The organism is bacterium SCSIO 12827 (assembly GCA_024397995.1).
Classification (GTDB): Bacteria; Pseudomonadota; Alphaproteobacteria; order Rhodospirillales; family Casp-alpha2; genus UBA1479.
This window is the reverse complement of the sequence record CP073746.1, coordinates 1,966,140-1,980,400: the sequence shown is the minus strand read 5'-3', so window position 1 is coordinate 1,980,400 and position 14,261 is coordinate 1,966,140. Positions and strand designations below refer to the sequence as shown.

The 14,261-nt window shown below is 57.6% G+C and carries 10 protein-coding genes; 9 read left to right on the top strand and 1 reads right to left on the bottom strand.

Annotated elements, in window-relative coordinates:
- Positions 1–24 precede the first annotated feature (24 nt).
- The 9 genes from KFF05_09370 to KFF05_09330 all read left to right on the top strand — a co-directional run bounded on the left by KFF05_09370 (position 25) and on the right by KFF05_09330 (position 12,750).
- Positions 25–627: a restriction endonuclease subunit S gene (locus KFF05_09370; GenBank protein UTW50191.1), complete on the top strand. Its 603-nt coding sequence runs from the start codon at positions 25–27 to the stop codon at positions 625–627.
- Positions 624–2,141, top strand: coding sequence for a type I restriction-modification system subunit M (locus KFF05_09365; GenBank protein ID UTW50190.1), 1,518 nt, complete (start codon positions 624–626; stop codon positions 2,139–2,141). The genes KFF05_09370 and KFF05_09365 overlap by 4 nt, the downstream gene beginning before the upstream one ends.
- A complete protein-coding gene (locus KFF05_09360) occupies positions 2,134–3,159 on the top strand; it encodes a virulence RhuM family protein (protein ID UTW50189.1) in 1,026 nt (341 codons plus the stop codon). Before KFF05_09365 ends, KFF05_09360 begins: the two co-directional genes overlap by 8 nt.
- Positions 3,152–4,375 (top strand): restriction endonuclease subunit S, encoded by a 1,224-nt coding sequence (locus KFF05_09355; protein UTW50188.1) that lies wholly within the window; start codon positions 3,152–3,154, stop codon positions 4,373–4,375. The genes KFF05_09360 and KFF05_09355 overlap by 8 nt, the downstream gene beginning before the upstream one ends.
- Complete coding sequence (locus KFF05_09350; GenBank protein UTW50187.1) at positions 4,372–4,830, top strand: hypothetical protein; 459 nt, start codon at positions 4,372–4,374, stop codon at positions 4,828–4,830. Before KFF05_09355 ends, KFF05_09350 begins: the two co-directional genes overlap by 4 nt.
- Positions 4,830–5,909, top strand: a complete 1,080-nt coding sequence (locus tag KFF05_09345; protein ID UTW50186.1) for a serine/threonine protein kinase — start codon at positions 4,830–4,832, stop codon at positions 5,907–5,909. Before KFF05_09350 ends, KFF05_09345 begins: the two co-directional genes overlap by 1 nt.
- Positions 5,906–9,226, top strand: coding sequence for an HsdR family type I site-specific deoxyribonuclease (locus KFF05_09340; GenBank protein ID UTW50185.1), 3,321 nt, complete (start codon positions 5,906–5,908; stop codon positions 9,224–9,226). The genes KFF05_09345 and KFF05_09340 overlap by 4 nt, the downstream gene beginning before the upstream one ends.
- Positions 9,223–9,939: a M48 family metallopeptidase gene (locus tag KFF05_09335; protein ID UTW50184.1), complete on the top strand. Its 717-nt coding sequence runs from the start codon at positions 9,223–9,225 to the stop codon at positions 9,937–9,939. The genes KFF05_09340 and KFF05_09335 overlap by 4 nt, the downstream gene beginning before the upstream one ends.
- Positions 9,940–10,383: 444 nt before the next feature.
- On the top strand, positions 10,384–12,750 hold the full coding sequence (locus KFF05_09330) for a MobA/MobL family protein (protein ID UTW50183.1): 2,367 nt from the start codon (positions 10,384–10,386) through the stop codon (positions 12,748–12,750).
- 434 nt (positions 12,751–13,184) lie between these two features.
- Here KFF05_09330 and KFF05_09325 read toward each other — a convergent pair whose 3' ends face one another.
- The gene (locus tag KFF05_09325) at positions 13,185–14,210 is read right to left on the bottom strand and encodes a site-specific integrase (GenBank protein ID UTW53504.1); all 1,026 of its coding nucleotides are present in this window, start codon (positions 14,208–14,210) and stop codon (positions 13,185–13,187) included.
- Between the last annotated feature and the right edge of the window lie 51 nt (positions 14,211–14,261).

The window sequence follows — 14,261 nt, the reverse complement described above, 5'->3', positions numbered from 1 at the left end:
TAGAGCATGCTACAGAGAAATATAATGCGCCTTGATGGCATCACGGAAATCCAGCTTGGCTACACCCATCGCGGTGCGCTCGATTTTGCGCCTTCCGGCGGCCTGCGGGGTATCAGGCTACGCGATATCGCATCTGACGGAGAGATCAGCGCCCGAGATCTCGGGCGCTATTCCCTGGGTGAAATTTCGGGCCGATACATGGTTCGGGAAGGTGATGTCCTGTTCCGGTCTCGGGGCGAGCGAACCACGGCAACGGCGTTGGACCGCCGGTTCGCGGAACCGGCCGTGGCGTTGTCGCCCCTGATGATCCTGCGTCCGCACCGGAATGTCATCCTGCCTCAGTATCTTGCCTGGGCGATCAACCAAGCCCCTGCACAGCGCCATTTTGAGCAAGACGCTCAAGGCACAAGCCTTCGCATGGTGCCGAAATCCAGCCTGGGAGCCCTTGAAATCGATGTCCCGGACCTGAAGACCCAGCAAGCCGTCGTTGCCATCGACGCACTTGCTGAACAAGAGAGGGCGCTGTCGGAGCGGTTGGTTGAAACCCGGCGTCTGATGATGCGAAAAATTTTGCTAGACTGCGCGCGGAACGCGAGCGCGGGGGAAAAAGGAACAAACCCGAGATGACCGATCAGATCACGCAAAACCAGGTCAATCAGGCCGCTTGGGCCGCTTGCGACACGTTCCGCGGGGCCGTCGATCCGGCACAGTACAAGGACTACATCCTGGTGATGCTGTTCCTGAAATATATCTCCGATCTCTGGAACGACCACCTGGAAAAGTACCGCAAGCAGTTTGCCGAGGACGATGCCCGCATCCGCCGGCGGCTGGAGCGCGAGCGCTTCGTCCTGCCCGAGGGGGCGAGCTTCTATGACCTTTATGAACAGAGCACCGAAGCCAATATCGGCGAGCTCATCAACATCGCCTTGGAAAAGATAGAAGACACCAACCGCACCAAATTGGAAGGCGTATTCCGCAACATCGATTTCAATTCCGAAGCCAATCTGGGCCGCGCCAAGGACCGCAACCGCCGGCTCAAGAACATGTTGGAGGACTTCGCCAAGCCGGCCCTGGACCTGCGCCCGTCGCGGGTGACGGAAGACATCATCGGCGAATGCTATATCTACCTGATCTCCCGCTTCGCCTCCGACGCCGGCAAAAAGGCCGGTGAGTTCTATACGCCGGCCCCCGTTTCGCGCCTGCTGGCCCGGCTTGCCAATCCGCAACCGGGGAACACCATCTGCGATCCGGCCTGCGGATCGGGCTCGCTCTTGATTCGCGCGGCGGAGGAAGTGGGCTCCGACAACTATGCCCTCTATGGCCAGGAAGTGAACGGTGCCACCTGGGCGCTCGCCCGCATGAATATGTTTCTCCATTCCAAGGATGCAGCACGCATCGAATGGTGCGACACGCTGAACAATCCGACCCTGATCGAGGGCGATCATTTGATGAAGTTCGACGTGGTCGTCGCCAACCCGCCGTTCTCCCTTGATAAATGGGGGGCGGAAAACGCGGCTGATGACCAGTATGAGCGGTTCTGGCGCGGCGTCCCGCCCAAGTCCAAGGGCGACTACGCCTTCATCACCCATATGATCGAAATCGCCAAGCGCCAGAGCGGCCGCGTCGCCGTCATCGTGCCCCATGGTGTGCTGTTCCGGGGCGGGGCGGAGGGCAAAATCCGTCAGGCGCTGATCGAGGAAAATCTGCTCGATGCCGTCATCGGTCTACCGGCTAATCTGTTCACCACGACGGGCATTCCCGTCGCCATCCTGGTCTTCGACCGTTCGCGCGAACAGGGCGGCGCCAACGAAGACCGCAAGGACGTTCTGTTCATCGACGCCAGCAAGGAATTCACGCCCGGTAAGACCCAGAACGTGATGGACGACGCCCATACGGACAAGGTGGTGGAAACCCACCGAACCCGCGCGGTGATCGACAAGTATTCCCACCAAGCAACGCCGGAAGAAATCGCTGAGAACGGCTTCAACCTGAACATTCCCCGTTATGTCGACACCTTCGAGCCGGAGGAGGAAATCGACATCGCCGCCGTGCAGAAGGAAATCGACGGCCTGGAACAGGAACTCGCTGACGTGCGGGCGAAGATGGAGGGCTACCTGAAGGAGCTAGGTGTCGATGTCTGAAGGCGAGCTGATCCTCTATACCACCGAGGACGGGGCGGCGAGGATCGAGCTCCGGGCGGTCGACGGCACGGTCTGGCTGACGCAAGCCCAGATGGCGGACCTGTTCCAGACCACACCGCAGGCCATCACCCAGCTTGTCCGCACGATATACGATGAGGATGAGCTGTCCGAGGCGGCAACTTGTAACAATCTCTTACAAGTTCGCATGGAAGGCGCACGCCAAGTCAAGCGGAACCTGAAGCATTATAATCTCGATGTCATTCTGGCGGTGGGCTATCGCGTGCGCTCGCCGCGCGGCACGCAGTTCCGCCGTTGGGCGACGACGGCCCTGAAGGAGTATCTGGTCAAGGGCTTCGTTATGAACGACGAGCGCCTCAAGGACCCGGCCTGGGACTATTTCGACGAGCTTCTTGAGCGCATCCGGGACATCCGGGCATCGGAAGCGCGCTTCTACCAGAAGGTCCGCGACCTTCTGGCGTTGAGCGAGGACTATGACCCCAAGTCCCGCGTGGCGACCGAGTTCTACGCAAAAATTCAGAACAAGATGCTCCACGCGATCACCAGCCACACGGCAGCGGAGCTTATTGCAACACGCGCGAACTCGAACGAGCCCAATATGGGGCTGACCACATGGAAAGGCGCCCGGGTCCGCAAGGGTGACGTTTCCACGGCCAAGAACTATCTCGGCGAAGCCGAGATCAAGGACCTCAACCTCATTGTCACGATGTTCCTCGATACAGCGGAGCTCCGCGCCCGGCGCCGCGAGACGATGAAGCTGAGCGAATGGGAGGGCGTCCTCGACACCTTCCTGCAATCGAACGACCTGCCGCTATTGCGCAACGCCGGCAGCATATCGGCTGCGGATGCCGGACGGATTGCGCATCAGCGTTATGCGGAATTCGACGCCAAGCGGAAGGAGGCGGAGCGGATCGCCGCCGAGCAAGCCGACGATATCGAGGAACTGGAACGCATCGCCGAAACGTCAAAAGATCGGAAAAAGGGGGGCGGCGATGCTTGAGGGATGGAAACGCAAATCCCTTGCTGACCTTCTAGAGTTTCGAAATGGGATGAACTTCACACAGGCATCGCAGGGTGAACAGGTTAAGGTCATTGGAGTCGGCGATTTCAAAGACAAAGAAGTGCTCAACGATTTCTCCGAGACCCAATCAATCACACTCAATGGGAAGGTCAACCCTGATGACCTTCTCGAAAACGATGACCTGCTTTTCGTACGCTCCAACGGCAATAAGGCCCTGATCGGTCGCTGCGTATTGATCAGCGGGATAGCCGAGCCGATTTCGTTTTCGGGGTTTACGATCAGGGGGCGCGTCAAGTCAGACGAAATCGACCACAGCTTTGCGTCGAAGCTGGTCCGGTCGCCGTTGTTCAAAGAGCATCTTCATAAGATGGGCGGAGGCTCGAGCATCAACAACCTCAGCCAGAATACGCTGTCTCAGTTCTGTTTTTCTCTCCCACCACTTCCAGAACAATGCAAGATCGCGGAAATCCTCCGCACATGGGACGAGGCCATCGAAAAGCTGGAAGCGCTGCGGGCGGCGAAGGAACGGCAGTTAGCTGGCTATACGCAACAGTTGATGGGGCGCGGCGGAGTTTTTCTGGAGCGCTGGGAGATGCGGCCACTTTCCTCAATATCTACTCGCATCCGCCGCCAGAATGGGGGTGATGACCACCCTGTCATGACTATCTCGGCGAAGTCCGGATTTCTTATGCAGTCGGACAAGTTCAGTCGCGATATGGCGGGCCGCAGCGTAGATCGTTACATCGTGCTGCATCAGGGTGAGTTCGCCTACAACAAGGGCAACTCTCTTACAGCTCCCTACGGCTGTATCTTCAAACTCGATCGTCCAAGCGCACTCGTGCCGTTTGTCTATTTCTGCTTTGCGCTGAAGCCGGAACTCGACCACGGGTTCTATGAACATCTCCTCGCGGCAGGGGCGCTCAACCACCAGCTTTCACGTCTAATTAATTCAGGCGTCCGCAACGATGGGCTTTTGAATTTGAACGCAGAAGATTTCTTTGGCTGCCGAGTTCCCGTGCCGCCGCTCAATGAGCAGCGGCAAATCGGTCGGGCGCTTACAGCGATGAAGGATGAGCTGAATCTTCTCGATAAACAGATCGAAACCCTCACACGCCAAAAGCGTGGCCTGATGCAGAAGCTCCTGACCGGAGAATGGCGTGTAACGAGTGAGGCCCAGAAGGAGGCAGTCGGATGAAAGTCCTGGGAATTCGGGTTGATCCGAAGAAAACCCGATATGCACTGATCGACTACGACGGTACAGACTTCACGCTGCTCAATGCCGATGCTGAGTCACGCTTGTCCTACCCCGCCAATGTGACGGAGCCGGATGAAAAGGTTGACTGGCTCTATAGAGAGTTGGAGCGAGTTCTGCATGAAAATCAGGACATCTCGAAGGTTTGCATAAAGACAAATGAGTACACACAGAGCGATAGCAAAGCCAAGCGGGAGTCCGCTTATCTCGAAGGTGCCGTATTGCTGTTCTGTCGACAGAAAACTCTACCGGTCACAGTCAAAATCTATGCATCGCTCGCAACACGAAGCGCAGACGTGAAATGCCATGCGGAGCAGCGTGTGGGCCGGACGGTGAAATACTGGGATACCAAGATGGCCGATGCCGTGATCGCGGCATGGAACGGAGCGCGCACTTAATGCCACATCCGTCTCCCATAGCGCAGCTATTACCAGGCAACCAGCTTTACAAATACCGCCTTCGTCATCGCATTGGCAGTGGCAGCTTTGGCGAGGTCTGGCTCGCCGATGATCAAGCCGTCGGCCATGAATACGCAATAAAGATACTGAAACCAGGCATACCCGTTCACCATCGGCTCCGTGAGGCGCAAATTGGGCACGGCCTCAACCATAACAACGTCGTCCGTGTGCACCAAGCCGACATTACCCGCCTCGGCCAGCATGACTATGTCATCATCGCAATGGACTATATGCCCAATGGCCCGGTCATAAAGCTTGCCAATCCATCACTCTATCTTCCCCTTCCTGAGATCATCAGGGTTGGCCAGGATATCCTGCGTGGCCTCGAATATCTTCATGGACATGACTTCATTCATAATGATGTGAAGCCAGAAAATGTGCTCTTAGGTCCGCAAGGACAGGGTATGCTCACCGACTACGGAATTGTCGGTGTTACACAAGGCGGAGCGCCGGTCCCCCCCCCGAATTTTTATAAAATTCATGCTGCTCCCGAGGTGCTTAACGCGAACGCAATTACAGCGCAGACGGATGTTTTTCAGACGGGGCTTACGCTTTTTCGTATGGCTGTGGGGCTTGATACCCTTAGGCAGAAGTTTAACGCGCTTGGAGAGCAGGCGTATTACAACGCAGTAGCGCAAGCCAACCTGATTTCAACGACCGACTTCCCAGCATACGTCCCTTCGCGGCTGAGGAGAATCATCCATAAAGCAACGCATCCCGATCATAGGGAGAGGTATCAGTCGGCTCTTGAAATGCGCCGTGAGCTGGAGAAGCTAAATTATCCTGGATATTGGACTGTCGAGGCTAACGGTGATTTTGTTGGCCGCAATGGAGCATACAGTTATCGCTTCGAACAATCGAAGAAGGCAGGCAATCGATACGACGTCCACGCATTCAAGCGGAGCCAAAAAACCGGACGCGAAACACGCTGTGCAAAGTACTGTCATGCAAATGTGACGAACGGAATAGCCAAAAGGGAAATTGCCAAGTTCGTCAAAGCTGTTGTGGAAGGCATATGAGTTCTCAAGGCTTTGACCCAGCAGAGAAGCATCAGTCTCAGATCCCGGCCATCCAGCTCCTGGTGGCGCTCGGCTATCAGCCGCTGTCGCAGGCACAGGCGGAAAAGCTGCGGGGCGGGCGGTTGCGCAATGTGGTGCTGGATGATGTTCTCATCGATCAGGTGCTCAACCTAAACCGTTTCCATCACCGGGGCCGCGCGTATCCATTCGATCTGGAAGACGCGCACGAGGCAGTCCGCCGCCTGAAGCCCACGCCGGACAAGCTGAAAGGCCTGCGCGGCACCAACCAGGACATTTACGACCTTCTGGTCCTGGGCACGACCATCACCAAGAGCATTGATGGCGACAGCAAGAGCTATTCATTCCGCTATGTGGATTGGGAGAACCCGGAGAACAACGTTTATCACGTGACGGCGGAGATGGTGGTCGAACGCACGGCCAGCACGCAGACCCGGCGGCTTGACATCGTCTGTTTCGTCAACGGTATTCCTTTCGTCGTCATTGAGAACAAACGGCCGACGGTGGGCCTGAAAAAGGCGCAGAGCCAGCTGATCCAGTATCAGGGCGAAGACAACATCCCGCATCTGTTCCATTACGCGCAGCTTTTGATGACCATGAATCGGAAGGCGGCGCGTTACGCCACCGTCGGCACGCCGGCGAAGTTCTGGCAGGTCTGGCGGGAGGAGGGGGGCAGCGATGCCCAGCTGACGCCGCTGACGGCGCGAGGCTTGACGGAGAATGAGCGGGACACGTTTGCCGATGCCCTTGAGGACATGGCGCATGACGCCGCGGACGTCCCGTTGTCGGGCCTGGTCAACCAGCCCATGGGGTTGGCGGAGGAACAGGCCGTGTTCGATGGGGAGTTTGCCAGCGCCAAGGCTTATTTCGATGCTCTGACGGCAGAAGGCGACCGCGCCATCACCGATCAGGATCGCACCATTTATGCGCTTTGCCGGCCGGAACGGCTGTTGGATCTGGTACGTCGTTTCACGGTGTTTGATGGTGGTGAGCGCAAAATCGCCCGCCATCAGCAGTATTTAGGCGTCCGCAAGGCCATCGAGCGGGTGAAGCAACTCGGCGCCGGTGGTGTCCGGCAGGGGGGCGTGATCTGGCATACGCAGGGCTCCGGCAAGTCCCTGACGATGGTCATGCTCGGCCGCGCACTCGCCATGGACCGGGACATCAAAAATCCACGCATCATCATCGTCACCGACCGTGACGACCTGGACAGACAGATCAAGGGAACCTTCAAGGCCTGCGAGATGGAGCCGGTGCGCGCGACAAGCGGCAGCAATCTTTTGGACCTGATCCGTGACAAGACGCCCCTGGTGACGACCATCATCAATAAATTCGACACGGCCTTGCGGGCCGGCAAATTCTCTGACGAAGACCCGAACCTTTTTGTCCTGATCGATGAAAGCCATCGCAGCCAGACAGGCCGTTACGGCGGATACGGAACCTTCCACAACAAGATGCGCCGTTTGTTGCCCCGCGCCTGTTACCTGGGCTTTACGGGCACGCCATTGCTGAAGAAAGAGCGCAACACGCTTTCCACCTTCGGCAAGCTGATCGACACCTATACCATCGACGACGCTGTTGCCGATGAGGCGGTTGTGCCGTTGCTTTACGAAGGACGTCTGGTCGAACAGCAGATCACCGGCGACGTGATCGACAAGTGGTTCGAGAAAATCAGCGCGGGATTGACGGACGAGCAGAAGGCGGACCTGAAGCGCAAGTTCTCCCGTATGGATGCGCTCGCCAAGACGCAGCAAGCGATCCGCGCCAAGGCCTTCGACATCTCCGAACATTTTCGCCAGCACTGGCAGGGCACGGGCTTCAAGGCGCAGCTCGTGGCGCCGTCCAAGGCCGCGGCGATCCGTTTCAAGGAGGTTTTGGACGAGATCGGCCACGTGACCAGCGAGATCGTCATTTCGGCGCCCGACGACCATGAAGGCAACGAGGAAGTGGATAAGGAGTCAAAGGACGTCGTCCGTAAATTCTGGGACGGGATGATGAAGCGGTTCGCGTCGGAAGAGGAATACAACCGACAGATTGTCGATTCCTTCAAGGGATCGGGCGATCCGGAAATCCTGATTGTCGTTTCCAAGTTGCTGACCGGGTTCGATGCGCCGCGCAACACAGTGCTGTACGTCTGCAAGCAGCTGAAGGAGCACACCCTGCTTCAGGCCATCGCCCGCGTGAACCGCCTGTTCGAGGACGGGAACAAGGAGAAACAGTTCGGTTTTATCCTCGACTACGAGGGGTTGCTTGGGGAACTGGATCGGGCGCTCACGACCTATAGCGCTTTCGAAAGTTTTGATGCCGCCGATCTGGTGGGCACGGTCCATGACATCCGCGAAGAAATACGTAAGCTGCCGCAGCTGCACGACCAGTTGTGGGACCTGTTCAAACAGGTGGCCAACAAGAAGGATATGGAAGCCTTCGAGCAATTCCTCGGCGACGAAGCCAAGCGCCGGGAATTTTATGACCGCCTTCGTGCATTCAGCCGCTGCCTGCACATCGCCCTGTCGTCAGACAAGCTGTTCGACGTGCACAGCGACAAGGAAGTGGCGGGGTTCAAGCAGGACTGGAAGCAGCTCTCGGAACTGCGGCGGTCCGTCCAGGTCCGCTATCAGGAGGTCGTCGACATCAAGGAGTTTGAACCCAAGATCCAGAAGCTTCTCGATGACCATGTCATCGCGATGCCGGCAGAGACGATCATCGATCTGGTCAACATCAACGACACGCAGGCCCTTGAGGCCGTTGTCGAGGCCAAAGGGTTATCGGAAAGCTCGAAGGCGGACCGAATTGCCAGCGCCACGAAACGAGCCATCACGGAGCGCATGGAAGCGGACCCTGTCTTCTATCAAGAATTCTCCGAGATGCTGGAAGCGACCATTCGGGAATATCGCTTGAAGCGGATTTCCGAAAAAGAATACCTGTCCAAAGTGGTCGATCTGGCCGGCAGTGTCGCGCGCAAGGAGCGGGGACAGGACATCCCTGTTTCCATCCGTGGCAACGACCACGCGGAAGCGTTTTTTGGCGTTCTTCAATCCAGCCTTAACGGAAGTGGCGGGCAGAGTGTGCCACCCGATGATTTGGCGGAAATCGCCTTGGTCATTATCCGCATCATCATCGAGCATCATATCGTCGACGTCTGGTCCAACGAGGTGATCCAGAACAAGATGAAGAACGCGATCGATGACTATTTCTTCGATGAACTCCGGGACGCGAAGGGGCTCGATATTTCGGTTGAGACGATGGACGACCTGGAGCAGAAAATCATGGGCCTGGCGCGGGCGAGATTCCCCGGATGAGCGGATTCTCCAGCCATATTCTCTTCGGCGATCAGCGCATTGATTTCATCATTCGACGACGGGACCGCAAGACCCTGGAGATTGCTGTTGAGCCTGACATGAAAGTCGTCGTGACAGCGTCGGTAGATGCAACTTCGGACGCCATTTGCGAGAAGGTTCGAAAGCGCGCGGGTTGGATACTGAAACAGCGCCGATACTTCTCTCAATTCATGCCGCGGACGCCCGAAAGGCGGTTCGTCTCTGGCGAGACGCATCTCTACCTCGGCCGGCAGTATCGCCTGAGAGTTCGTGCCGGGAGCGAGCATAGCGTGAAGATAAAACGTGGGTTCATTGAGGTGTTCAGTGCACGCCCAAAGGACTCGGATCTCACCCGCGACCTGGTTACGGCCTGGTACCACAATCGAGCTCAGGCGAAGTTCGGAGAGCGTATTGAGGTGTGCCTCCAAAGGTTCCCCAATCCGGATGCTTACCGACCCGGGGGATTGGTCATCAGGGATCTACGTAGTCGGTGGGCATCCATGTCTCCGGCATCCCGGCTGATGGTGAACCGGCGTCTGGTCCAAGCGCCGGTCGATGCAATTGATTATGTCCTCACCCATGAACTTTGCCACATCCAGGAGCCGCACCACGGGGCTGCATTCTTCGATCTCTTGGAACGCGTCATGCCTGACTGGCAAAAGCGGAAACTTCGCCTGGAACGGGCGATGTCCTGACGGCCCTAGGGCCTATAATGCGTAATCAAAACCTATGATCGTGCGTCACCAGGGTTAAGTTCAACGGAACTTGCTGTGCTGCACAATTTTCTTGAATCGATTAGCCGTAACTTGGACACCCGTGAAATTTGGCGGAACTTTTGCGGGCACTCTAGTTTTTTCAGCCCCTAAAACGGCGCATTACCGCATTCGTAGCACAAATGCTCTACCTTTTAAAAAATCTTGCACGTTTTCCTGGCCGATCAGGTCGGCGCGCCCGGTTATTTTGCGCTGCACAATTGATCAGTAACACCCAGCCTAATCGCGGAAAATTCGCCGTGGACAAGTGGGTGAACATCAGGGAATTATTTATTTAGGTGGATGAGAACTGCGCTGCTGAGTCGCACGTGTCGGCAAACAGAACAGTGCCGTGCTCGTATCGCAATTCGTCCAAAAAGGTACCGTATGGCCCGCAATCCGTTCCTGTTCGACGCTGTATTTGAGGACGATCTTGAGCGTATCAAGATGGGACGCTTCAACGAGGCCGAAGAACACATGATGGAGCAGATTATCCGAGGTCGCGGCGCCAAGCTTTGGAGGGTATTTGGGCGCGGTCGGCACTATGCGGATATGCGCCGGCCCGGTCTGTTTTCGAGCCGCCCCCGGACGGCTGAGGGCGGGCATACCTTCATTTTTTCACACAAGACGGTCTCGAAGCGCTATCGCCCTGACCTGCGCCTTGGCGAGCGCCTGTATCTGCGCGTCGACGAAAAGGGACGGGGGCCTGAGTTGCGGGCCGCCGGCGCCAAGTACGACAAGAGAGTTTCCGTCGCCGGGCACCGCGGTGCCTGGTGGGTTCCGGTCGGTACCCCGGCGCCGCGCGATACGACCTTTGCGCGGGTGTCGCACCTTGTCACTGAGGCCAGCGGAGAGCGGCCAGGGACGGCGGCTCGGCGTCAGAAGTATATCGAGCGTGACGAGGCCGTGGAGATTGCGGAGCATGATGGAACGCGCTCGTCGGTCGGTAACATCGCGAAGATCTTTGATGAGCGTGAGGTGTTCTGGGATATGGTCGAGCGCCGGGAGCGCGCTGACGGCCGTGTCCAGGGCGTGATCATCGCCGAACTGCCCTATGAGCCTGAAATCGGCGCTGATGGCCGCCGGCGTATCGTCGAGGCTTTCGGCGGCGTTCTCGCTGATCTCGGGCTCCGCTGGCATGGGACGGTCCACCGTCCGGATGACCATTCGGACCCACGGAACTTTCACATGCATCTGGTCTACTGCGAGCGCCCGGCCGAGCCGACGGTATTTGGTTGGCGGTTTGCCGACCGCAAGGCGCCGGAGACCAGGAAAATGGGGTTCCTGCCCATGTTGCGTCAGCGCTTCGCCGACGCAGTGAACGCCGAATTGGAGGCGGCGGGCATGCGCCGACGCTACGATCCCAGGTCCTACGAGAAGATGGGCATCGATAAGCAACCCGGTGTGCATCTCGGTGTCTCGGCGGCGGCTCTGGAACGCAAGGGCGTGGTGACAGTTAAGGGGCGGCGCAACGTGACGGCGGAGATGATGTTCCGTCTTGCCGGCGAGGTTGTTGCGGCCCGCGACGGCATCGCTGAGGACCTGCGACGCCTGGTCGGTCCAGTCGAGCTTGCCGCGCGCGCCTCGGCCTCGTTGTCGCCTCGGGTTGGGCAGGCGGCCCGTGAGATGGCGAGGGCCGCCGAACAATATGTGGATGCGGCAATTGAACATCGCCGATGTGAGGCGAATGCGGTGATCACGTCTCATCGCGCGAACGACGTTTTGCGACGTCCCGAGAGCACAGCCGAGTATAACGATGATGACGGCCTGCGGGCCGAGGCTAAGGCGATCGCAGCCGACCTCAGGGCCTGGGGCCAGAGCGAACGGACGCGGGCGTCTCGGGAGTTCCGCGAGGCAAAGCGGCGGCGTGCGAAATCGGAAAAAGCAGTAATACTGGCGGAACAGAAACTCAGAGGCGAACTGCTGCTCGCGGAGCGCGGACGCGTGTTGACGGGCCTTGACGTGACGTTGCGCAAATTGACTGACGGACGCCTGAGTGAGCGGGAGTGGCGCCGACAGGGTGCCGAATACATAGTTCGCCGGGACACAGCGGAGCGCCTTCGAGAGGACGCACGGATCGACATTCTTTCGGCCTTGGAGCCATTAGGTGCGAAGGTAGCTGCGTCCCGCCTGTGCGATATGGAGCACGGTCTGCGACGTGCGGATGCTGTAAAGCGGTTGCGCGGTGACGAGGGGTTGAGTGTCGATCAGGTCCGGCGCGCCGAGACGGCGGCGGTAGACCTTGAGCGATCGGCGGCGGAGCTTGCCGCGGTTGAGGGCGAGGAACGCCGGCGCCGCCGAGTCGAGGCGGATGAGGAACTTCGGCGGCGTCGGATCCGCAGTGATGCTGAGGATCGGGAACTGAGGGCGACGCTGCGCGTTTTGCGTCGGGAATTATCCGATATCGATCGGCGAATTATTTCTGACCCAGCCGCGCTCGCCATGGCGGGGGCCGAGGGCATGGCTGATCGAATCGGTCGGGAGTCTCAAGCGATTAAAAATATGTTGAGGGCGGCTGATACCAGTGACGGTATCCGTAAACACCAAATTCACTCCCCCGATTTCATTGGTGGGGAGAATCACCAGTCCGCTCGAAACGCCCAAAACGCTATGCACACAGCGAAGGATGAATCTTCATCAACAAGTTCAGATACAAGCCCTTCCCTTGACCAAAGTGATCCATCGATGGCTGAGGAGGAGCGGGGGCGAAAACGGCGGCCCTGGAAACCCAGGAAGCCGGATCGCTCTCGATAGAGGTGCTCTCTGCGATTGCCGGTAAATAGGGGGCCCTCTGGCGAGGCCCCGGTTTAAGCCACGGTCGGTCACCGACTTGTTGGGACGGCGGCCGCATCGCGCCTTTCTGTAGACGGCCCAGACCGATAAGGCCGAGGTCACATTGTAGATGCTGTGCCGGCGTCTGGTCGCCGAGTATGGGGTGAAGGCAGATACGTAGGTGCTGAGCTGGTTTTTTCTCTGCTCATGGAAGGATCAGCTTCAATAAACGCTGCATACTCCCTCCACCCCCGGCAAGCAAGACCGGCCGATTGATGCCCGCAAACATGGATTTGTTTGAGGAACGAGACAAAATAGAGCAGATGGTATCGGTGGAAAAAATGAAAACCAGCAGGCTTTTGGTTGCGGCTGCGCTGCCACGACTCATGAGGGTGAGGGGCCATACGAAAGCGCGGTTATGTGCTTGCAGTGCTGTTTGTGGCGAGTTTCGCTGCGATATCTCTGGCTCTGAGATGCGTATATCGCTGTAACATGGCCAAAGTCTTATGCCCGGTTATCGCCGCGACACTCATGATGTCGAGGCCTTGCTCAAAAAACCGACTAGTGGCCTCGTGCCGGAGGTCGTGAAATCGCAAATCGGCCAATTTTGCTACTTTTACAGCTCGGCCGAACGATTTTTTGATCGATTCCGGTGAAATAGGAAAAACCTTACCGTTGATATCGATCGGCACCCCTTTAAGGGCTTGGACTGCTGCAGGAGAAAGGGGAACATCGCGTCTGGTGCCGTTTTTGGTGTCGTCAAGCCGCGCGACGCCACGGTAAACCCCTCCTTCTTCCCAAACATCAATGTTTGAATGACGGAGTGACAGAATTTCACCGAGGCGCATACCTGTCTCGATGGCCACTTGGACGACGGCCAGCAGCCAGTGTGACCTTGAGTTCTTGCAAGCAGCTAAAAGAGCAATTTCTTCTTCCGTCGTGAGCCTTCGGTCACGTCCTTCGGGCATCTTTGGCTTTCTAATCCGTGTTATCGGATTCGATAGGCCTTCAAATCCCCACTCAACGCGGGCGATATTGAATAAATGCGAGATAAGGTTGAGGTCATTTCTGATTTTACTGGCTGAGAAACCATCAGCGACCATGGAATCTCGCCACTTGGCGAAGTCCGCGCTACGCAAAGAGCCCAGGGACCGGGAGGCAAGGGGATCTCGACGCCAGAGTGCCAATCGGTATTTTTCGACACGACTGCCTTTTTTCTGAGGTGTCACCTCATTCTCGTACCGGTCAAGAGCTTCTAGCAGAGTTGTCCGATCAGCCTCTGCCTTCCCTTGATAAGAACCGCGGTCAATCTCTCCTTCAACGTCCCGGGCCCAGGCCTGTGCTTCGGCTTTTGACTTAAAATTTTTGCTAGCGGTTGGGAATCCTCGCCGGCGTACTCGCGCTCGCCAAAGGCCCGGGCCTCTTTTTTCGAATGTCGCCATGTTTCAATCTCGCCATACATCGTCAATGTATGAAATGGATTGTCCCAAATT